Below are 20,954 nucleotides of genomic sequence, written 5' to 3' on the forward strand. Positions count from 1 at the left end.
CCACCGGCGTCACCGCTGCGGAATGGGATTGATCCTTGGCGACAGCACACGTGCATCCAGGATGTCACCCCCGCGAAGCGGGTCGCCCAGAATGGGGGCCCATTGCATGGCGCTCCGGCGGTGACACCGCAAACTCATTCTCGATTGGCACTGCTGTCCGGCGAGCAAGCGCGGCGGCCCACGTCCATGCCCAACCAGTCCGTCTCGATGGTGCCGCCACAGGCGTCGCCGCCGAGGAAGGGATTGATCACTCCTGGAGGGATTCGTCACCAGCGATCCGTCGAACCGAAGGGTGGGCAAAGGCCCGACATTCCTCCGGCGCAACGACACATTTTCGGGGCCGTGCCCACCACACGTGATGGCATCGTGGCACTCTTCGCCATGAGGACTTTCGCGTTCGTGATTTCGCTGGCACCGGGACAGCCATCTGGAGATCTGCGTACAGTGCCCATGTACGGCATGATTGGTTTGTATCACCGTGGATGCGTGGGACACCAGGACACGCGGCCCCGGCACTGGTGCCCGATACTGAACGATGCGGTGGATTGCATTGGCGCTGTGGCGGGTTGCTGATACTGATAATACAGGCCTTCGCTTGCTGGTATGGTTCTTGCGTTTCGGCAGCCGTTGTGCCCTTTTTCAGAACCTTCGCATCTGCAAGCGGACTGGCATCCGATGGACAGGTGTATTCAAGCAGCAGGAGAAACGGACCATGAAGACACTTGCCCTGATGTGGTTGACTCTGGTGATCGCTCAGACCCCTTTGCATGCGGAGACGGACTTCAGCGTGCATGGAGTCAACAATTGCACCTCGAATCCTCCCGGCAGTGGGCCAGGTTTCACGCTGGCCGCTGGCACACATCCAGTGGAATTCCTGGGCGGTGCCTGGTCGCTCTGGAACAGCGAAGGACAGAACGGTGGGCAGGAATGGGTCACCGTGGTCCGCGTCTGGATTCATGCCACGAATGAAATCGTGCCCATGTTCAATACCGGTTTCCACCCCAGTCAGGCCACTGCCCAGGCGGCCGCCCAGGGTATGGTGTTTCCGCTCGAGCTGAGCGTGGCCAGCCAGGTCACATTCTTCGTTCATGATGGTGGCGGGTGCGGGGACAACCGGGGTTCCGTCATGTTGCGTCTGCAGGACCAGCAGGTGGCGGCCGCATTCGATACCCCCAGCCATTTCCAATTGTTGGACAACCATCCCAATCCCTTCAACCCATCAACCCAGCTGCGCTTCAGCCTGGATCACACCGCGCAGGTTGAGCTGACCGTGTTCAATCTTCAGGGTGAAATGGTCGCTCGCCCGCTCAACGACCTGGTGGCCGGCGGGGAGCACAGCGTGCTCTTCGACGCCTCACAACTTCCCAGCGGTTGCTACGTCTACCGCCTGGAATCGGAAGGCCGCCAGCAGACCCGCAAGATGCTGCTGCTGAAATGACCCTCGCGAGAGCTCGCGATGGATTGTGCTTCAAGATATCCCCCGGTCGCGGAGTGCGATCGGGGGATTTCTCCTGTCAGCCCAGTTGCCGGGCTCGACCCGAAACTGTGTCGTCGCGCCAGCGGAAAGTCAGGTCGTTTCCCACCCTGCAGATCACCATTGACGAATGAATCGAGAAAGCTCAAGCCAATTCCACAGCGGTGACGCCGGTGGCGGCACCATCGAGACGGAATGGTCTGGCATTCACGTGGGCCGCCGCGCTTGCTCGCCGGACCGCGAAGCGGGCCAAGTTTGCGCGGCGCGAGGTCTGCGAAGAGGGTCTTTCTTTGGCTCCACCTTGCTTTGGACCCGTCCAAAGAAAGGTGGAAAGTGATGCATCACGGCAGGCCGTCCAGGGCCGAGGAAGCCATCATGGCGTCGCCTCGGCACACAAGAACCAACCGCAAGGCCTTGTAGACTCAGCAGGATCCGTAGCCCGGATGAAACTGCCGTATCCGTACTTCAGGGGAATCGCTCCGGCGCAATCCGGGTTTCATAAAATCAACAGGCTGGCGGGATGTTGTCTGGGTGAGATACATCGACCCGTATCGGTCCATGTGTTTCGCAAGGCAGGGGTGTCAACCACGATGTTGTGAGAACGGAGCGCGCCTACTGCAGAAGCAGCACTTTCCGGGTCTGTCGTTTCCCTCCTGCGGTCAACTCGATCAGATAGACGCCGCTGGAAAGACCGATGGCCTGGAAGACAATCTCGTGCTCCCCGCGTCCACGGCTCTCGTCCAGCAGGGTCTGGATTCGCTGGCCGCGCAGGTTGTAGACGCTGATCGTGACGCGCAGTGGCCTGTCGAGAGTGAATGGGATCCGGGTCATCGGATTGAAGGGGTTGGGATACGGTAGGCCCAGCTTCAATCCCTGTGGCAGATTGGAAGGACGAGGTGTGGGGCGTTGCAGAGCCACCCAGCTTGTATCGATCGCGAAGGCTCCGGGGCCGCCGGTGTAGCCCATGTCATTGCGCAAACCGCCCTGGCTGGGCCATCTGGCCTGACCAGGGTGCAATGGATCTTCAGCGTCGTGATACTGGGGTGCCGGACTACCCGCATCAATCGCAGGGGACGCCGGCGACAGCCAAGGCGCCCCCAATTCAGCATCGAACAGCGGATCAACTCCGATCAGGTTCCCAATGCCAGGCTGGGGATTGTCAAGCAGGCAGTACTCGAATTCAGGTGGAAGCCACTGTGTGATATCGAGTCCGGGATGTGTGAACCAATGGCAGGGATTTCCCCAGATGATGCTGTTGTGGATTTTCATCCGGGGAAAATCAACATTGAGACCGGCAAACAGACACACCGTCGAATTGTCAGTGAGCGTCACATTGCTGATTTGACTTGCCTCACCACCCGAGATCGCAAATGCGGTCTGCCAAGTCTGATGCGACAGATCATAAGGGTATGTGAAGTATGCGTCCAGCGAGTCCGTGCCTTCGACCAGAATGTTCTGCAGATCCAGAGTGTCTGCCCTGAAGAAAAGTCCCATTCTACCGTTGTTGCGCGAAACAAGATTGTGCACCTCGTAATAGCGGAACGACGGCGCGTTGGATAGTCCCCCATCGTCGTTGTCTTCAATCAGCACGTTGTGCAGCACCATCTTGGGGTAGTACCAATCCGCCGGGCCCGTGGTGTTGTAGAACTGGACCGTGCTGCCCACCATGCGTGGGTCAACGGCAGGATCATCCGATGGGCGCTCCGGCACACTGTTTGGCTGGCGATTGTTGCGTACGATGAGATCTTCGAACAGGACTTCCTGTGTAGGCCAGTGATAGGCAGCTCCCGTGACCAAGGCCCGTCCAAGATTCGCAGGGTGTTGAATGCGAGTATCCCAGTTGTCCTCATGATCATCGGACAGATTGTTCTGAATGATGGTGCGACGATGAGTCCGGTTTCTGCCTATCAGATTGAATGTCCCGCCTGCTTCCCAGGCCAATCCCTGAACCTCGACAGTGATTGGCAAACCGTTCTGGTAGTATGGGTAGATCCGGGAAATGTTGTCCTGAACCACGACATCCTCGGTGCTGCAGCCAACAGTGTAAAGAACTCTTCCCATCGTGTTTGTCGCACTGTTTGACTCAAAGCCCTCTGGGTCCGCACCACTGACACATCCTTCCACCAACAGATTTCTCACCAGGCCATACCCTTTGATGGTGACAATTCTGCCCGCATTGGTCGTGCAGTTCCGAATCGTGATCCGACTTGCCAACAAGCTGTCGTCGCTGCTGATGTCGATCACATCCTTGTTGACTCCGGATCCTCCCAACGGCTGATTCGAATGGCAGTCCTCCACCAGAATGTCTCTGGCAGTCATCAGGTAGGGTGGGGATCCATTGTCCAGGCTGAGCACCAATGCGGGTCCATCCTCCACACTGACGTTCCGGACTGACACATCGTGTACATCGTATGCGGCATGGCCATGGATCGAAATGTACCCACCATCCCCATACCCCCCATCCACAATCAAATCGGATACCTGAATCGTATCAGCGGTTGCACTGATCAATCTTACAGGCTGAGGTGATGGATCTGCACGAAGGCGATCAATGCAGAGGAACTGGCAATTGGAAACCCTGATCTGGTAATGCACGCCATTTTCGTCAGTCAATCGGTCTGGGAACAGATGGAGGTTGCTCAGTACCACTCGGCCAGGATAATGCGTCAGCCAGTTATGTGATATGATCGCCCCCTGATTGTGTGCTCGATTCTCCCTGAAGATCGAGTTCCGCACAGTCAAGTTGGCTAAGTAATCCAACTGGATTCCCCCAGCACTATTCACTGCAGGGCTGGGCTCGCCTAACCCCCGCTGAAGCGTGAGACCATCAATCGTTAGCACATTGCTGGCCAAACTACGTACAACAATGAGGGTCCCCAACCACTCTCCATCTATGACTGTCATATTCACTGCTGTGGAGTCACCTGTGAAGAAGTCATCTGAGCACAGTGTTAGACTCTTGTCAGGCACGACCAGCCGCTCGAAGTAGGTTCCGGGCGCCAGCCACAGCGTGTCCCCGCTGGCACAGGTATCAATGGCGGTCTGTATGGAAGGGAACTGGGAGGGTATGCGCAGCACGGCCGCATGGCCAATGCCGTGAACCAGCAGGATGAGCACCAGCAAGATTCCTGGCATGATCTGGATTCCTGTGACTGAGCCGCCGCCATGAGATATGCAGTGGCCAGTTTAGCGAATGGCGCAGTGGCGGGCTGGACCAATGTCAAGCGGTGGAACTGTCAGGTACCTGGATTGCCGGAAGGTCGCGGCAGGCCCGAAAGGGGCCGCTGCCAAGCGACGGATGACTTGCCGAAGCGCCGGAGTGCGGGCGTACGTACCATCCTGGCACCTTTCCCCGAGGTTGGAAGCACGGAAGGCGCGGTCCTGGCGGGGAAAACGACTGTGCCGCGGCTCCATTCAGCGCGAGAGGTTACGGAAGATCTCCTTGAGGAAACGGCCGGTCTCACTGCCCTTGGTGGCGGCCACCGTCTCGGGAGTGCCCTGGGCGATGATCGTCCCGCCGCGCTCGCCACCCTCGGGCCCCAGATCGATGATCCAGTCCGCCGTCTTGATCACATCGAGATTGTGCTCGATCACCACGACGGTGTTGCCCGCCTCCACCAGCGCATTGAGCACCTTGAGCAGCAGCTGGATGTCCGCGAAATGCAGGCCCGTGGTCGGCTCGTCCAGAATGTAGATCGTGCGCCCCGTGGGGCGCTTGCTGAGTTCGGTCGAGAGTTTGACTCGCTGGGCTTCGCCACCGGAAAGAGTCGTTGCCTGCTGCCCCAGATGGATGTAGCTCAACCCCACTTCCATCAGCGTGTTCAGCTTGCGGTGAATGCGCGGGATGGGACCGAAGAACTCGCAGGCCTCCTCCACCGTCATCTCAAGAGCTTCGGCGATGCTGCGGCCCTTGTAGTGCACTTCCAGGGTTTCGCTGTTGTAGCGGCGGCCCTTGCAGAGTTCGCAGGGCACGTAGACATCGGCCAGAAAGTGCATCTCGATCTTGATGATGCCGTCGCCGCTGCAGGCCTCGCAGCGTCCGCCCTTGACATTGAAGCTGAAACGGCCCGGGGCGTAACCACGCACCTTGCTTTCGGGCAGGGCGGCGAAGAGGTCGCGGATCATGGTGAACACGCCCGTGTAGGTTGCCGGGTTGCTGCGCGGGGTGCGCCCGATGGGGCTCTGGTCAATGGTGATCACCTTGTCCAGGTGTTCCAGACCGCGCACACGGCCGTGAGGGGCGGGCAGCACGCGGGCGCCGTTCAGCTCGCGGGCCAGCAGCATGTTGAGCGTGGCGTTGATGGCCGTGCTCTTGCCGCTACCGGAGACGCCCGTGACACAGGTGAAGGTGCCAAGAGGGATCTCCAGCCTGATGTCCTTGAGATTGTTGCCCTTCAGGCCTTCCACCACCAGCTTCTGCCCGTTGCCCGGGCGGCGCGTGGCGGGTACGGCAATCAGATTCTCGTCGCGCAGGTAGTCGCCCGTGACACTGCTGCGGGCTTTCATCAATTGCTTGGGCGTGCCCTGGAACACCAGCTCGCCGCCGTGGATGCCGGCGCCGGGGCCCAGGTCGATCACCTGGTCGGCACGCAGGATGGTGTCGCGATCGTGTTCCACCACGATCACCGTGTTGCCCAGATCGCGCAGGTGCTCGAGGGTTTCGATCAGCTTCTCGTTGTCGCGCTGGTGCAGGCCGATGGAGGGCTCGTCCAGCACGTACATCACACCCATCAGCTGGCTGCCGATCTGGGTCGCCAGCCGGATGCGCTGGGCCTCGCCGCCGGAGAGCGTGCCCGCGTTGCGGCCCATGCTCAGGTAGTCCAGGCCCACATTCACCAGAAAGCCCAGCCGCCCCTGCACTTCCTTCAGAATGGGTGCGGCGATGGTCAGGTCATTGCCGGTCAGTTCCAGGTTCTGGAAGAACTGTTCCGCGTCACGGATCGAGAGCTCACACAGTTCGATGATGTTGCGTCCGCCCACGGTCACGGCCAGGGCGCTGGGCTTGAGCCGCCTCCCGCCACAGGTGGCACAGGGGCGCGAACTCATGAAGCGTTCGATCCATTCGCGGATGCCCGGACTCTGGGTCTGACGGTAGCGGCGTTCCAGGTTGGGAATGATGCCTTCCCAGCGACTGAAGTATTCCCAATTGCCCTTGCCGCCCGAATGGCTGCCGCTGAACTTGAGTTCGTCCTTGCTGCCGTAGAGGATCACCTGTTGGTGGGCCGGCTTGAGCTTCTTCCAGGGTGTGTTCAGCTTGAATCCCACCTTGCGGCCCACGGTCTCGATGGCGCGCAGGGGCCAGGTCTCGCCGTGGCTGGTGCCGTCGCCCATGGTGCCGATCGCGCCGCTCTCCAGGCTCAGCTCGGGGGCCACCACCACCAGTTCCGGATCGATCACGCGGTTGTGCCCCAGTCCCGTGCAGTCCGGGCAGGCCCCGAAAGGGCTGTTGAAACTGAACACGCGCGGGGCCAGCTCCTCGATGCCCACTCCGTGTTCGGGGCAGGCGAAATGCTGGCTGAAGAGCAGTTCGCGTGTCTCGGCCCCGGGGCTGTCCAGGATCACCCGGCAAAGCCCGGCGGCCAGTCCCAGCGCGGTTTCCACCGACTCGAAGAGCCGACCACGAATCTCCGGCTTGAGGATCAGACGGTCCACCACCACATCGATGTCGTGCTTGTAGGTCTTGCGCAGACCTTCGGCGACCTCGTCCAGCTCCTTCATCTCGCCGTCCACTCGCAGGCGCACGAATCCGGCCTTGCGGATGTGGGCGAAGAGGTCCTTGAACTCGCCCTTGCGCCCGCGCACCATGGGTGCCAGCACCTGCAGCTTGCTGCCCGCGGGCTCGTTCAGGATCTGGCTGACGATCTCCTCGGGGCTGGACTTCTCGATGGGGCGTCCACACTCAGTACAGTGGGGGCGGCCGATGTTGCCGTAGAGCAGGCGCAGGTAATCGTAGATCTCGGTGACCGTGCCCACCGTGGAACGCGGATTGTTGTGGCGCGTCTTCTGCTCGATGGAAATCGCCGGGCTGAGACCTTCGATGGAATCCACATCGGGCTTCTCCATCAGGCCCAGGAACTGGCGCGCATAGGCCGAGAGACTTTCCACATAGCGCCGCTGGCCTTCGGCGTAGAGCGTGTCGAAGGCCAGACTGGACTTGCCGCTGCCCGAGAGGCCCGTGATCACCACCAGCCTGTTGCGCGGGATACGCAGGTCCAGGTCCTTGAGATTGTGTTCGCGCGCGCCGCGGATGTGAATATGACTGGGTTCCATGAGTCTTCCTGTTCGTCTTGAGTGGCCTTCCGCGGAGGGAAGTCAGAGGCCTCTGCTCGGCGTTCGGGCCCCAAAGGCCGCAAGGTCGCGCACGGGTGGGACATTGGGCTCAGCCCAGCAGGCTCAGCACCAGTTCGTCCAGCAGCACCCAGTTCTCCGGTCGCAGTACCAGACGCTCCCCGTTGCAGTGCTGGAAGCGTCTCCGGTGCAGGCGGGCCCGGGCCCAGATGCCGTCCGCGGTCAGCGCGCCAAAGCGGCCAACCAGAACCCGGCGTTCCAGCCCCTGGCGCCAGCGCAGCCCCAGGTAGACCGCCTCCAGCAGTGCCGCGTCACGATCCGGACGATCCGCTTCGGCGGGGGTGGGCTGGCCCGCGTCCACCGCATCATTGAAGAGTCGCAGGTTGGGCAGCCGGTTCAGACGCAGCCCCCAGGGCTCGGCCTGCCCCGTGAGAATCGTCGCCCGTTGCGGATTCAGCCAGGCGCTCGCCCCCGGGCCCACGGCCAGACAGTCGCGCAGCTCCCAGTAGCCCCGGTTGTGACGACTTTCCTGCCCCGCGCGGCAGAAGCTCGACACTTCGTAGTGCTGGTAACCGGCCGTGCGCAACTCCTTGGACAACAGACGGAAGAGGCGCGCGCTGTGATCGCCGTCCAGAGGTGTGACCCGTCCCTGACGGCGACGCAGATCCAGTCGGGTGCCCGCCTCGTAGCCCAGTCCGTAGGCGCTGATGTGCGGCGGATCCAGCGCCCGCAGCGCCGCGATCTCGCGCCGCAGGGCGGTCGCGGTCTGACCCGGCAGTTGGTAGATCAGGTCCAGACTCAGGTTCGTCAGTCCGGCCGCCCGCAAACGCTGCAGTCCGCGCTGCAGATCGTCCAGGTCGTGTTCCCGGTCCAGAAAGGCCAGGGCACCCGGGTCGGCGCTCTGGGCGCCCAGACTGGCGCGCGTGATACCGGCGGCCACCAGGCTTCCGGCCAGCTCGTCCGTGATGTGCTCGGGATTCAGCTCCACCGTGATCTCGGCCCCGGGCAGCAGGCGCTCGGCCAGCGGACCCGGTCCCAGCAGCTGGCGAAAGAACTCCGGCGGCAGCAGGCTGGGGGTTCCCCCGCCCAGGTACACACTGTGGATCGCCCCCTCACTCCATGCCGGGCTGGCAAGCTGACGCGCCAGATCCGCGCGCAGTCGCTCGCCACCGAGGCGCAACACTTCGGGATCGCGGGTGACCCCGGCGTAGAAATCGCAGTAACCGCAGCGCCGACTGCACCAGGGCACATGGATGTAGACTCCGAAGGAGTCGCTCGGCGGCATGATCGTCTCCCGGCGCTGCAGCATGCGTGTGTGTCAGTCGCTCAGTCCAAATCCCACGGCCCCCACCACGCGGATCGCGCCCACCGGGCAGACCGGCACGCAGAGGCCGCAGCCCACGCAAAGCTCGGCGTGAATCCTGGCCCGGGCTCCGTGTGCGCCCGCGGCTCCTTCGGCCCGGATGCAGTCGGTCACAGGGCAGGCCGGCAGGCAGTCGCCACAGCCGGTGCAGGCTTCGTTGACCGTGAACCAGGGGCGGTGTGCGATCCGGTCGCTGAAGACGCTGCTGGGACAGAGCCCCACCAGGGGCACCAGATTGGCGCTGCGGCTGTAATCCAGCACGCGCCGCTGGCCATCCACGAGCAGCAGGCCCGGCTCGACGAAGGCGTTCTCGACGCAGCGGCCGCTGGAGGCACAGCCACTGAGGCAGTGTTCCCGGCGGCGCTCGACCGGTTCATCGCTGGCGCAGGTCACGGCCACCTGGGCGTCCGCGGGAATCAGCGAGAGGATCTGGCGCGGGCAGGCGGGCAGGCAGTCGCCGCAGCCCGTGCAGCGGCTGGCCTGGATCACGGGCAGCCCGTTCACGACCCGGATCGCGTTCTCCGGACAGGCGTCCACGCAATCGCCGGCTCCCAGACAGGCCCAGTTGCAGTCGCGCTCGCCCCCGTACTGCAGCTGCAGGTCCAGACAACTCTCCCGACGCACCGATTCAAAGGTCCGCAGGTTCTGGTCCTCGCGCGAACGGCAGTTGACCACCGCACTCAGCTCACTGCCATAGCCGTGTGTCTCGTCGCGCTCTCCGCTCCAGGCCACCCGGCCGCGAATGCGCCATTCGGGATGCGCCAGAGGCTGACGGCCCGAGAGCTCCACATGGCCCGTGTGACGCAGGAAACGCGACAGCAGCAGGGTGACTCCCGCCAGACAGAGCAACAGCAGCAGTTCCAGGCTCATCCCAGTCCTCCTCCGCTGCGCAGATGATTCAGGGTCATCAGCAGGACCAGCAGCAACAACAGACTGCCCAGACGAAAGGGCAGGCCTTCGATGGATCCCGGGGCGCGGTTGAGTCTGAAGCGTTCCTGTGCTCCGGTGAGCACGAACACCAGAGCCAGCACGAGCAGCAGCATGAGACCCAGGGCGCTGGCTCGTCCCAGTGGCCCGGCCGGCAGATCGATCACGGGAGCCAGCAGCGGGCGTGCCAGCAGGGGCAGCCAGAGCAAGCCCGGCAGCGCCACGAACAGTTCCAGTTGTTCCCGGTCGGCACCGCCCAGCAGCAGCTTGAGCAGCAGCAGCCCGGGCAGGGTCGCCAGCAGGGCACAGGACAGCCTCAGGGCCAGCAGCAGGTCGCCCGTGTGCTCCAGAGGAAAGAACACGGCCGGCAGCATGGCCAGGGCACAGGCGGGCAGGATCGCCCAGCTGCGCTGGAAGGCGCTGAAGTGATGCTGGCGCACCAGCAACGGAGCCGCCAGCAGACCAAAGAGCACGACCAGCGGGGTGCCCGTGTCAAAGAGGGTGCTCATTCCACCTCCCGGGCCACCCGGCGAGCCCGCCGGCGCAGCCAGAGCTGGATCACACCCAGCAGCACCAGCAATCCCACCGTGCGGGGCAGGCCGGCCAGCCCGGGCGGCAGGGCTCCCGGCAGACGCTCGAGCGCGCCCAGAGCCCAGAGTCCGATCAGAGGCACAGGCAGCAGGAAGGTGGCGCGCACGCTCCAGCTGCGACGCTCCTCGTCACGCAGAGTGCAGACCTGCTGCAGGTAGAGGAATGCACCCGTGTGCACGGCCAGCAGCAGACTGAGTTCCAGTACCGGAAGTCCGGCACGGACGCCTGTCACCCTCAGCAACCAGGCCACGCCGGCCGCCTGAAAGGGCACACCGGCCAGCAGCAGCAGGCTGAGCCAGGTGCCTCGCGCCTGTGAGAAGCGATAGGGCCAGGCGGGCGCCGCCAGCACCAGGCAATTGAGCGGCAGCAGCACCAGCAGCAGCAACCAGATCACACCATCGGCCCCCAGGCAGATCGCGGGCCCCAGGCAGGCCGTATACAGGGCCGCTTCGAAGGGCGTGATCGTGCGGGCGGCAAAGGGGCGCTCCCGGGTCAGTGGATTCTGGCCCGGTTCCCATTGCAATTGCGGTTGTTCCACGGGAGCGCTGAAAGAGCGTCTCATCGGCGGGGCCCTCGCGGCAGAGTCGACTGGTTCAGCCAGGGCACCAGAGCACTGGCGGCCAGAGTGGCCAGCACAAGCCCCGCTTCGCCCAGATGCAAGGCCGGTACGGCCAGCAGCAGGCTGCCCAGCAGCAGGCCGTGTGACAGGCGTCCCCGGGCGGTCAGAGGTGTATGCACGCTCTCGGCGGCTCCAAACACCAGCAGGGGAAGCAGAAAACTGCCGCTGCACCAGAGGCTGAAGGCCGGCCAGTGCGCCAGACCCGACGCGTTCACCAGCAGGACTCCAGTGCCGAAGACGGCCAGGGCCGTGACCGGGACTTTCCAGTCGATCACACGGCGTGTCACCAGCAGCACTCCCCCCGGCAGCAGGGCCAGCAGGCTGGCCGCACCCAGTGTGCCCGGGTGCAGGTTCCAGACGAAATCCAGCACCCCACCACTGCTCAGCCGTTCCTGGAGCTGCGCCAGGCGGCTGAGGGTCAGGGGCACGTCCACGGGTGGGTTGACCAGCCCGTGCTCGGTGCTCGCTTCCAGCTCGGCCAGGGCTTGCCAGGCTTGCTGCAATTGTGTCTTCAGGGTGACCGGCACCGAGGCGGGCAGACTGAACCAGCCCTTCTCAAGCCACCAGAGCGGTGTCAGCAGTCCGCCCCCCGGTTGGGCCACCAGATCCAGCAGAAGGCGGGCGAAGAGCGCCGGATGCATGGCGGCGCGCCCATACCCCCCAAAGAGCTGCTCGGCCAGAAAGGCGCCCAGGCCACCGGCCAGCATGACCTGGCTCCAGTGCAGGTCTGGCGGCAACAACAGCGCAAAGACCAACCCGCCCAGCAGGGCGTGTCCGTCCAGGGTGCGCTGGCGATTGCCGGCCACGGCCTTGGTGAAGGCTTCCGCCAGCAGGAAGGACGCCGCCGCCACTCCCGCGGTGCGCAGGGCGGGCAGGCCGTAGAGCCCGAAAGCAACCAGCAGCAGGGGCGCCAGCGCCAGCATGGACTGGCCGTGCAGGGCCGAGAGGCGGGACCGTGTGCGCAGCAGAGGCATCGGGGCCAGACGGAACACGGGACGTGCCTCAGACATGGCGCACCTCGCGCAGCTGCTGCAGTCCTTTGCGCAGACTGTGTCCCAGATGGATGTGGCTGGGGCAGACATAACTGCACACACCGCAGAGCAGGCAGTGCTCCAGCCCCATCCCGCGGGCCTCGTGCAGGCGCTGCTCTTCGATCAGATGCACCAGGCGGGGCGGGGCCAGGCTGCGCGGACAGGCTTCCAGACAGCGCCCGCAGGTGTTGCAGGCGTCCTCACGCAGGCGCGGCAATTCGTCCGGGTTGGCGGTCACCAGTGCCCGCAGGGGCGGACAGAGGGGCGAGTCCGTGTCACGCAGCAACTTGCCGTCCAGAGCTCCACCCGCGAATGCCGCGCTCGGTGGCCCCTCGGGAAAGAGCTCCTGCCAGGGCAGACCGCTGGGCAGTTCGACCAGCTCGCCGTTTCCGGCCAGGTCCGAGACGGACAGCAGAAATCGATCGGCGGGGCCCACCGTGAGCCGCCGTTCCAGCAGCAGCAGGCGGTCCAGATCGAGCACGAGCACTCCCTGACTGGCCAGCAGGCGCGTGGGATCCAGTGTGCGGGACGGATTGACCAGCCGTGTGGCACGCTCGGCCAGCAGGCGGGGATGGGCACCGGGATGGCTGTTGTCCAGCTGGATCCGGGTCAGGCTGATACCGGGCTTGAGCGCGGCCACCAGAGCTTCGGCCGCCTTGCGCTGGGGAGCACGGTGCGCCAGATGCAGATGCTGGAAACGAGCACGTTCCAGCACCAGGTCCAGCGCGCACGAGAGTGCCTTTCCGCGGGCCAGTTCTTCCAGTCGGGCCATCAGGGTCCAGTGCCCCAGTTCGGTCTCGGCGGCGTTGAGAATCAGGATCGCACCGGCAGGCAGGATTGCCAGCTCGTGATCCAGAGGAATCCCGTCCAGATTCTCGAGTCCCTGGGCCGACAGGGCCAACCCGGCCGAGAGCGGCTGCTCATCTTCCTGCTCGACCTGAAGCACGGCGCAGGGCAGCAGGCAACCATCGCCCACTCTGCGGTTCTCGACGGCCAGGATCCGCCCGGACGCCGGTGCCAGTCGCACGCGGGACAGCAGTCCACAGGGTTCGCTCAGCGGCTCGCCGGCACTCACCCGTTGGCCGGCCACCACCAATGGCCGAGCCTCATCGTAGCGGTAGCCGCGCAGAGGCAGGACTCGCACACCGGTACCCTGCAGCTCGCGCCGGGGCGGAACCGCCCTGGGGCACCAGTCGGGTGGCAGAATGCCTTCCTTGAGGTGGAAACGGCGCATCAGTGCCCAGCCTTCGGGAAAGGGGACTCAGGAGGAAGAGGGCAGATGGCGGGAGAGCACACACTGAGTCCGCTGGGACATCTCGGATCACGCCGGAGAGTTTGCATTGAATCCATCACGGCACACTTTCGTCTGTCCGGCGGGACACGTGGAGTCTGGAATCCGATTGGCTGGGTGCTTGAAACACCCGGTCAGCGAAACCGGGTGTCCCTGGAGAGGTTCAGGCACCACCCTGGGGCAAACTTTCCCGCAGAGTGTGCAATTCGTTCAGGAATCCTTCGGCATCCTGGAAACGCCGGTAGACACTGGCGAAGCGGATGTAGGCCACCTCATCGAAGGCCAGCAGGCGATCCAGCACGATGCGCCCCAGGCGCTGGCTCTCGATCTCGCCGCTTGCCGCGGCGCCGGCCTGTACCACCCGCTCGACCGAATCGATCAGCTCGTCCACCTGGGCCTCGCCATAGCCGCGCTTGTGCAGCGCCTGCAGAATGCCACGCCGCAACTTGGCCCGGCTGTAGACTTCGCGGCGTCCATCCGACTTGATGACCGTGAGCTGCGCACCCTCCACATATTCGTAGGTGGTGAAGCGGGCCTGGCAGACACTGCACTCGCGCCGACGCCGGATGGCGCTGTGATCGCCCAGCGGTCGGCTGTCGATCACGGTGTCCTTGTTCTGGCCGCAGGATGGGCATTTCATTCACTCACCTCCGCGCCGACGCTTCGGCGCGACCTCAGTTTTCGCGATACAGGGGAAAGGCCCGGGCCAGTTCGCGCACGTCAGCGAGCACGGCGGCCAGGGTCCCGGGGTCCTTCGCGCCTTTCAGCGCCCGGTCGATGAAACCGGCGATGGTGCGCATGGCGTCGGCATCCATGCCACGGGTCGAGAGGGCCGCGGTACCGATGCGGATGCCGCTGGTGATCATCGGGCTGCGGCTGTCGAAGGGCACCATGTTCTTGTTGACCGTGATACCTGCCGCCTCGAGCGCGTTCTCGGCGGCCTTGCCGCTGAGCCCGTCGCTGCCCAGATCCACCAGCAGCAGGTGGTTGTCGGTGCCCCCACTGACCAGGCGGTAGCCTTTCTCGACCAGGCTCTGGCCCAGCACGCGGGCATTTTCCTTGACCCGACGGATGTAGACCTTGAACTCGGGTTGCAGACATTCGCCCAGCGCCACGGCCTTGGCCGCGATCACGTGCATCAGCGGTCCGCCCTGGATGCCGGGCATGACCACTCCATCGATGATTTCGCTCTGCTGCATCATCCGGCCACTCTTGGCGGCCACCTTGCCGTGCACGTTGTCGCCATCCTTGCCCATCAGAATCATGCCGCCACGGGGGCCGCGCAGGGTCTTGTGAGTCGTGGTGGCCACCACGTGGGCATGGGGCAGCGGACTGGGATGCTCGTCGGCGGCCACCAGGCCCGCGATGTGCGCCATGTCCACGAACAACCAGGCACCGATCTCGTCGGCAATGGCCCGGAAGCGCGCGAAATCGATCTCGCGCGGGTAGGCCGAAGCACCCGCCACGATGAGTCTGGGTCGGTGTTCCTTCGCGGCGGCTTCCACCGTATCGAAATCGATGCGCCCGGTCCCGGCGTTCACGCCATAGGAGACGAAGTTGTAGAGCTTGCCCGAGAAGTTGACCGGGCTGCCGTGGGTCAGGTGACCGCCGTGGGCCAGATTCATGCCCAGCACGGTATCACCGGGCTGGATGTAGCTCATGTAGACCGCCATGTTCGCCTGGCTGCCCGAGTGCGGCTGCACGTTGGCGTACTCGCACTGGAAGAGCTGGCAGGCGCGCTCGCGGGCCAGGTTCTCGACCTCGTCCACATGTTCGCAACCGCCGTAATAACGTTTGCCCGGATAGCCTTCGGCATACTTGTTGGTCATCACACCGCCCTGGGCCTGCATCACGGCCCGGGAAGTGAAGTTCTCGCTGGCGATCATTTCCAGGCGTTCTTCCTGGCGGGCCAGCTCCTGATTGATGATGCGCGCCACATCGGGATCGCGCCGGGTCAGTTCGTCCATGGGGCCTTTCCTGGTCTCCGGGCCGCTCAGCAGCCGGTGAGTCCGTGCAGTTTTTCCAGTCGGCGGGTGTGACGGCCGCCCTCGAAGGATGTGTCCAGCCAGGTCGCCAGAATGCGCAGGTTCTCTTCCACGCTGCGCATGCGTCCCGCGAGAGCCAGGCAGTTGGAGTCGTTGTGCAGACGGCTCAGCCGGGCCGATTCCACTTCAAGACACAGGGCACAGCGCACACCCTTGAGCTTGTTGGCACAGATCGAGGCGCCAATGCCGGAACCGCAGAGCACGACGGCCAAGTGGACTTCGCCATGCGACAGCGCCCGCGCGCAGGGCACGATGCTGTCGGGGTAATCCATGGCCACGGGTTCGTGGGCCCCGAAATCACGGACCTGGAATCCACGATCCATCAGGGCCTGGATCACCGCCAGTCGGGCTTCGTGGGCGGCGTGGTCGGCGGCCACTCCGATCACGGGAGTCAGGGAGTCGAGGCTCATTCCAGCAACCAGCCGTAGCAAGGGTGCCCGTCCAGAGTCTTGCCCTGGTTGAGGAAACGGTCGCCCTTGGTGGGCAGCACCGGCTCGAGTGCATCACGCCGGTTGCGGGCCTGAGCCTTGGCCCCGGGGTCGGTGACCTGGCTGTAGTAGTTGGCGGCCAGTTCGTAGGCCAGCTTGTCATAGAACTTGAGCGGTCCGTCGGAGCACTCGTCCACGCTGGCTTCGGCCACCTGGGCCAGCAGGATCAGGCCCTTGCCGCCGGGAGCCTTGGCCCGGGCCTTGCTGCCCCAGCTGCGCGCGACCTTGAGCTGGCGCAGTTCGAGATACAGATTGCCGATGCGGACCATCGTGTCCTCGTCGCCTCCCTTGAGCGTGTCCAGGGTCTTGAGCGCGGAGATGGCGCCGTTGATGTCATCCAGTTCGATCAGGCAGTCGGCCAGACTCTTGAAGACCTGCTCGTTCTCGGGCTGCTCCTGGCTGAGGCCTTCCAGCAGGACGCGTGCCTTCTGGTAGGTCTCGGTGCTGGCGAAATCCACATAGGCCCGGGCCAGTTCCAGCCGGGCGCGAGTATTGGTGGGGTCTGCGGCGACCTGCTCCTCGAGTGAGACGATGATGTCACCCGTGCTGAAGTTGCGCTTGGTGATCCGGGTCTTCTCTTCCAGATAGGATGTCTCGTCGGGATTGAGCGCGATCAGGGTGTCCAGCACGTCCAGCACGGCCTTCCAGTCCTCGGCCTCTCCGCTGTCCGAGGCCTTGGCCGCGAGCATGGTCTTGATCGACTTCCACGAGTTCTCGTCGTCGGGCTTCAGCTTCACGGCTTCGCGGTACTCGGCCAGAGCCTTGGCATCCATGTTGGCGTTCTCGTAAAGTCTGGCCAACGACACGCGCTCGTAATGTTCCTCGGGGCGCTTGGAAACGGCCAGCTCCATCACCAGCAGGGCCGAGTCGGGCATGGACAGCTGACTGTAACACAGCGACCAGTACTTGAGGTGGGCTGCCTTTTCCAGGTCCTGGTCCAGACTGAAGACCTTGGTATAGTTGTTGGCCGCATCACGGTAGGCGCCTTGTTTCTTGTACTCGGTGGCGAAGCTCAGCGCCATGTCGCGCTCCTGCTCCCGGGCGGCCTTTTCCGCGGCGTTGAGTTCCTTCTTGGTGGGCTCGGTGTCCACCGGAGTCTGGTAGGCGGAATTGCAGGCGGCCAGCAGAAAGGCCAGCGCGAGTGACAGAAAAACCTTGTTCATTGGAAAAGCACCTTCAATTGACAGATGAGAAGCTTGATCACCGGATCAGCGGTTGTAGACGGGACGCCGGAACCACAGGTCGCTGCCCGCGAAACTCGCGTGCAGGCGCCAGCCCTGTTCTTCCAGCCCCAGCCCGGCCTTGTCGCCGCTGAGAGTGTATTCGAATCCCAGGTCCATCCAACCCAGCCGGTCGCGGGTCGGGATGCTGCAGCCCGCACCGAGGGACAGCAGGTTGACGTCCTTGTACTCGTCGGCCCCGCCCAGCAGGGCCGCCTTGTTGTACGCCAGATAGCCCTGCTCGAAACGCAGGCCCGTGCGCCAGTCCCACTTGCGATACCAGGCCAGGGTGAAATCATCCTCGTGCAGACGTTCCACGCCCAGGGCCAGGCTCAGGGCGCTGTCCTGACGGCGGGCCAGACTGAGATCGGCGGCGCTGTTGCCCGCAAGTTGCGTGGAGCTCCAGTCGCTCCAGCTCAGATCGGCCAGCCAGCGTATCGTGTTCTGGCGCAGGGCGGCACCCAGATCGATGGTCAGTGGCACGTTCACATGGCCCAGAGCCTGACGGCTGTCGTCGTTGTTGGAGGCGCTCTCGCGGTCCAGGCTCAGGCGGGCGCGGGTGGGCAGATTTCCGGCAAGGCCCAGACCCAGCTCGGGAGTGGGCTGCCAGAGAGCGCCCAGACGCAGACTGGGCCCGACCATGCCCAGACGATAGTTGGTGCGCACATCGAAGGGCGGCGCCACCTGCACGTGATACAGCGAATACTCCTGGCGCAGGCTGCCGAAGATCAAGCCGGTTTCCAGTCCCACCTTGAGATTCTGCGCGGGCCAGTCCCGCGCGAAGGTCACCGTGGCCAGCGAGAAGCCGCCACTGCCCTTGAGGAATTCGTAATACTCCTCGCCTTCGCTGTTGCTGTCGTGGTTGCGCAGGCTGAAGTCCATCCGGCTCCAGGGGCGCAACCCCAGCGATGCGGAGACGCGATTCCAGGTGAGCGGGAAGGACAGATAGAACTGGTCGAAACTGCCGGTGACATCACTGGTGCTGGTCGTGTTGTCGATTGCGGTCAGCCCGCGCGCGCCCAGTCCCAGCTGGATGCGCGTGAGACGTCCACCGCTGACGGCGGCGGGATTGCGCAGGGGAATGCGCAGGCTGTCGCTGATGGCCAGACCGGTGCCTCCGCGACCGGCGTCGGCGGCATTTGCCGTCCACTCAAGCTGGCCCCAGCCACCACGGCTGAGGGGCCCGGCAGACGCGGACAGGGACAGCAGCAGGACCGCCAGCAGGCCGCCGCGCAGGGTATACGGGATCATTGCTGCCCCCAGGGCTCGGGCGACTCGGTCCATTTGTAGACCAGACGCGGTTTCAGCGAGTCCGCCAGGGCGGGATCGACCAGCAGCAGCTTGCGCAGTTCCAGATCTCCGGGATAGAAGCGCAGGGCCACGGTCATGCTGTCGTCCGGCGAGAAGTCGTTGCGCCCGGTCCAGAAGTGCACCAGCATGTTGACCACGCTGAATTCGAGCTGGCTGCTGTCGGCATCGACGGTCTCGGCCGAGTAACGGTTGTACTGGAAGGCGGCGGAATTGAGATCGACTCCATCCGCGGGAAAGTCCGACATGCCGTAGAGGTAGACCGTGCCCCCGTCGGCGTTGAAGCTCTGCTCGAGAATCGGCAGCCGCAGATAGGCCTTCAGCAGCGAGGTCGTGGTGGGATCGAGCACCACATCGCCGTCCATCGGTCTGAAGGGCGGCAGCCGCAGCAGGACCTGCAGCGAGGGGCCCGAGGAAATGCTGAGACCCGTGGTGCTGCCCGCATCCTGGAACACGGTGTTCTGCCAGGCACTGACCTGGAAGGCCCAGGTGGTGGAATCCTGGACGCCCAGTTCCGGGTCGTCCACATAATAGTGCTGGTAGTACAGGCGATAGCCGGGTTTGAGGATGCTGTCCCAGCCGTATCCCAGAAACGCCAGCATGCCCTGCTCATCGTCGGGCATGCTCAGCAGCAGCGTGCGACGCCAGCGCTGGGGATTGCTGTTGGGCACGGGGCTGGCCAGGCTGTCGCTGGTGAACCACCACTCGTGTCCTTCGAGGCTGCGGAAACTGCGGATGCCTTCGGCGGGGTCGGAATTCAGACTGCCGTTGAGGTCGCCCCAGAACATCTCGTTCTGATGGAAGGTGGTGCGCAGGCTGTCCAGCACCGTGGGTGAGGCTCCATTGCCATAGAGCACGTCCCAGTAGAGCGAGTCCTGGACCTCCGTGCCATCGGGAGGATCCTGGATCAGCAACAGGTCCAGTGCCAGTTCCTGGACGACTCCGTCTTCCCAGGAGGGGCCGAAGATCACGCGGCTGCTGTCCCGGTCCATGCGCAATGACAGGTAGACGCTGTCGATGCTGACCGTGTCGGGAATCAGGGCGATGGACTCGGGGAGCTGGTACTCGATGTGCACCACCATCCGGGATTCCAGCCCCTGGGCTTCGAGCCGCCCCACGAACTGCAGGTCGGAGAACTTCATCTGCTGATCGGCCTGGAACACCGCGGCGCGGGTCACCAGCAGGCTGTCCCACTGTCCGTCGGGATTGCCGCCGGGCAGCCCTCCCACCGAGCCCACTTCTTCGTCGCAGGCGGAAAACAGCAGCATCAACAGTAGCAGGCAGCAGGCTGGTCCAGCCAGCGAATGCCGCGATCGGTCGGTCATGGGCAGTTCCAAGATGGTGCGCAGTGCGGCAGGGGCCCGCCCGTGCGAATGGATGAAGCGGGGCTCCCGGGCAATGCGGCTGTGGGTCGTCAGCAGCCTGAACCGCCATTGCGGCTGGTCCGACAGACTCCTAGCGGTTGGGGGCCGCGTTCGTTCCCGCCCGATTCGGCATTCGGTGGACGCGAGACCCCGTCGAAGCCGGCAAATATAGGGGATTTCATGGCCCCCCGGAACCGCCTGCCGGGAAACCTTGCAAGCCACGGGAAAAAGAGCCCGCGCCCCATGGCAGGGTCAGCAGCCATGGGGCGCAGTGTGTGCAGCCGGAAGACCGCTGGCACGCTGATTGTCCGGAACGAATGCCCCCCCAGGTACCCGCCCCGGCACGGCTCAGCTGGCCAGGTCCTCCGGGTTCGCATCCAGGTGATCCTGCATCAGGCTGAGCTGGATCCGGACCAGGTCCAGCTCGGCTTCCATCTGGTCGCACCAAGCCAGCAGGCGCGCCTGCATCTGGTGGCGGGTCTCCGGCAGCGCCTGTGCGCCCCCCGTTTGCCGGCCCCTCCGGTGGATCCCTGAAGTCCAGACTCTGCTCTCCATCTCGCACCCCCTTGTTTCCCGCCCGCGGTCGTCCATCGTTTCCGTTCCCGACGGTCGCCGCCGGTCCCGCCAGGGCTCTTCCCCTTGGCTCGCGCTCAAGATGGCCCCATTTCCGGCAGCCGGGGGTGCCCCGTGGCACCTCCCTGAATGAGCCACGACACGGCTGGCTGTGGCCTGGCGCACTCCCGGCTTTGCGCCTCGCGGATTCGCCGTGCCGGGCCAACATCGGGGCTCCGCATGAGCGGGTTGTCAGGTTGGCGCAAGATCCGGGCAGGGCGGGACGTCGCTCCTCCTCCCCTTCGGTCCTGGGGTTGTGCCATGGGAATGATTCTGGGCGAATGGTCTGCTCATCTCGTGCTCGGCCGGGCGAGGGCCCCCTTTGCGGGGGAG

The 20,954-nt window shown here is 64.3% G+C and carries 15 protein-coding genes; 1 reads left to right on the plus strand and 14 read right to left on the minus strand.

Features of this window, described 5'->3' with window-relative positions; all coding sequences use genetic code 11:
* The first annotated feature begins 712 nt into the window (after positions 1 to 712).
* Positions 713 to 1,438: a T9SS type A sorting domain-containing protein gene (locus H6678_15360; GenBank protein ID MCB9475179.1), complete on the plus strand. Its 726-nt coding sequence runs from the start codon at positions 713 to 715 to the stop codon at positions 1,436 to 1,438.
* A 648-nt stretch (positions 1,439 to 2,086) separates the two neighbouring features.
* Here H6678_15360 and H6678_15365 read toward each other — a convergent pair.
* The 14 genes from H6678_15365 to H6678_15430 all read right to left on the minus strand — a co-directional run bounded on the left by H6678_15365 (position 2,087) and on the right by H6678_15430 (position 19,970).
* A complete protein-coding gene (locus tag H6678_15365) occupies positions 2,087 to 4,591 on the minus strand; it encodes a T9SS type A sorting domain-containing protein (GenBank protein MCB9475180.1) in 2,505 nt (834 codons plus the stop codon).
* A 297-nt stretch (positions 4,592 to 4,888) separates the two neighbouring features.
* Positions 4,889 to 7,744: an excinuclease ABC subunit UvrA gene (gene uvrA / locus H6678_15370; protein ID MCB9475181.1), complete on the minus strand. Its 2,856-nt coding sequence runs from the start codon at positions 7,742 to 7,744 to the stop codon at positions 4,889 to 4,891.
* Positions 7,745 to 7,853: 109 nt separating this feature from the next.
* The gene (locus H6678_15375; protein MCB9475182.1) at positions 7,854 to 9,047 is read right to left on the minus strand and encodes a coproporphyrinogen III oxidase family protein; all 1,194 of its coding nucleotides are present in this window, start codon (positions 9,045 to 9,047) and stop codon (positions 7,854 to 7,856) included.
* A 33-nt stretch (positions 9,048 to 9,080) separates the two neighbouring features.
* Positions 9,081 to 9,995 carry a 4Fe-4S binding protein gene (locus tag H6678_15380; protein MCB9475183.1) on the minus strand — a complete coding sequence of 305 codons (915 nt, stop codon included), beginning with the start codon at positions 9,993 to 9,995 and terminating at the stop codon, positions 9,081 to 9,083.
* Positions 9,992 to 10,561 (minus strand): hypothetical protein, encoded by a 570-nt coding sequence (locus tag H6678_15385; protein MCB9475184.1) that lies wholly within the window; start codon positions 10,559 to 10,561, stop codon positions 9,992 to 9,994. The genes H6678_15380 and H6678_15385 overlap by 4 nt, the downstream gene beginning before the upstream one ends.
* Entirely contained in the window at positions 10,558 to 11,205 is a 648-nt protein-coding gene (locus tag H6678_15390) for a hypothetical protein (protein ID MCB9475185.1), read from the minus strand. The genes H6678_15385 and H6678_15390 overlap by 4 nt, the downstream gene beginning before the upstream one ends.
* Positions 11,202 to 12,272: an RnfABCDGE type electron transport complex subunit D gene (locus H6678_15395; GenBank protein MCB9475186.1), complete on the minus strand. Its 1,071-nt coding sequence runs from the start codon at positions 12,270 to 12,272 to the stop codon at positions 11,202 to 11,204. Before H6678_15395 ends, H6678_15390 begins: the two co-directional genes overlap by 4 nt.
* Entirely contained in the window at positions 12,265 to 13,527 is a 1,263-nt protein-coding gene (locus H6678_15400; GenBank protein ID MCB9475187.1) for a 4Fe-4S dicluster domain-containing protein, read from the minus strand. Before H6678_15400 ends, H6678_15395 begins: the two co-directional genes overlap by 8 nt.
* Before the next feature lie 220 nt (positions 13,528 to 13,747).
* A complete protein-coding gene (gene nrdR, locus H6678_15405; protein MCB9475188.1) occupies positions 13,748 to 14,224 on the minus strand; it encodes a transcriptional repressor NrdR in 477 nt (158 codons plus the stop codon).
* 34 nt (positions 14,225 to 14,258) lie between these two features.
* Positions 14,259 to 15,551: a serine hydroxymethyltransferase gene (locus H6678_15410; GenBank protein MCB9475189.1), complete on the minus strand. Its 1,293-nt coding sequence runs from the start codon at positions 15,549 to 15,551 to the stop codon at positions 14,259 to 14,261.
* 26 nt (positions 15,552 to 15,577) lie between these two features.
* Positions 15,578 to 16,039 (minus strand): RpiB/LacA/LacB family sugar-phosphate isomerase, encoded by a 462-nt coding sequence (locus tag H6678_15415; protein ID MCB9475190.1) that lies wholly within the window; start codon positions 16,037 to 16,039, stop codon positions 15,578 to 15,580.
* A complete protein-coding gene (locus H6678_15420; GenBank protein ID MCB9475191.1) occupies positions 16,036 to 17,280 on the minus strand; it encodes a tetratricopeptide repeat protein in 1,245 nt (414 codons plus the stop codon). Before H6678_15420 ends, H6678_15415 begins: the two co-directional genes overlap by 4 nt.
* 45 nt (positions 17,281 to 17,325) lie before the next feature.
* Positions 17,326 to 18,588 (minus strand): hypothetical protein, encoded by a 1,263-nt coding sequence (locus H6678_15425; protein MCB9475192.1) that lies wholly within the window; start codon positions 18,586 to 18,588, stop codon positions 17,326 to 17,328.
* Positions 18,585 to 19,970, minus strand: a complete 1,386-nt coding sequence (locus H6678_15430; protein ID MCB9475193.1) for a hypothetical protein — start codon at positions 19,968 to 19,970, stop codon at positions 18,585 to 18,587. Before H6678_15430 ends, H6678_15425 begins: the two co-directional genes overlap by 4 nt.
* Positions 19,971 to 20,954 lie beyond the last annotated feature (984 nt).

This window comes from Candidatus Delongbacteria bacterium, assembly GCA_020634015.1.
Lineage (GTDB): Bacteria > CAIWAD01 > CAIWAD01 > CAIWAD01 > CAIWAD01 > JACKCN01.

Excerpts from the sequence above, each read along its gene's own strand:
- H6678_15360 (MCB9475179.1), top strand. The coding sequence starts at position 713 with ATGAAGACACTTGCCCTGATGTGGTTGACTCTGGTGATCGCTCAGACC.
- uvrA (MCB9475181.1), bottom strand. The coding sequence starts at position 7,744 with ATGGAACCCAGTCATATTCACATCCGCGGCGCGCGCGAACACAATCTC.
- H6678_15375 (MCB9475182.1), bottom strand. The coding sequence starts at position 9,047 with ATGCCGCCGAGCGACTCCTTCGGAGTCTACATCCATGTGCCCTGGTGC.
- H6678_15380 (MCB9475183.1), bottom strand. The coding sequence starts at position 9,995 with ATGAGCCTGGAACTGCTGCTGTTGCTCTGTCTGGCGGGAGTCACCCTG.
- H6678_15385 (MCB9475184.1), bottom strand. The coding sequence starts at position 10,561 with ATGAGCACCCTCTTTGACACGGGCACCCCGCTGGTCGTGCTCTTTGGT.
- H6678_15390 (MCB9475185.1), bottom strand. The coding sequence starts at position 11,205 with ATGAGACGCTCTTTCAGCGCTCCCGTGGAACAACCGCAATTGCAATGG.
- H6678_15395 (MCB9475186.1), bottom strand. The coding sequence starts at position 12,272 with ATGTCTGAGGCACGTCCCGTGTTCCGTCTGGCCCCGATGCCTCTGCTG.
- H6678_15400 (MCB9475187.1), bottom strand. The coding sequence starts at position 13,527 with ATGCGCCGTTTCCACCTCAAGGAAGGCATTCTGCCACCCGACTGGTGC.
- nrdR (MCB9475188.1), bottom strand. The coding sequence starts at position 14,224 with ATGAAATGCCCATCCTGCGGCCAGAACAAGGACACCGTGATCGACAGC.
- H6678_15410 (MCB9475189.1), bottom strand. The coding sequence starts at position 15,551 with ATGGACGAACTGACCCGGCGCGATCCCGATGTGGCGCGCATCATCAAT.
- H6678_15415 (MCB9475190.1), bottom strand. The coding sequence starts at position 16,039 with ATGAGCCTCGACTCCCTGACTCCCGTGATCGGAGTGGCCGCCGACCAC.
- H6678_15420 (MCB9475191.1), bottom strand. The coding sequence starts at position 17,280 with ATGAACAAGGTTTTTCTGTCACTCGCGCTGGCCTTTCTGCTGGCCGCC.
- H6678_15425 (MCB9475192.1), bottom strand. The coding sequence starts at position 18,588 with ATGATCCCGTATACCCTGCGCGGCGGCCTGCTGGCGGTCCTGCTGCTG.
- H6678_15430 (MCB9475193.1), bottom strand. The coding sequence starts at position 19,970 with ATGACCGACCGATCGCGGCATTCGCTGGCTGGACCAGCCTGCTGCCTG.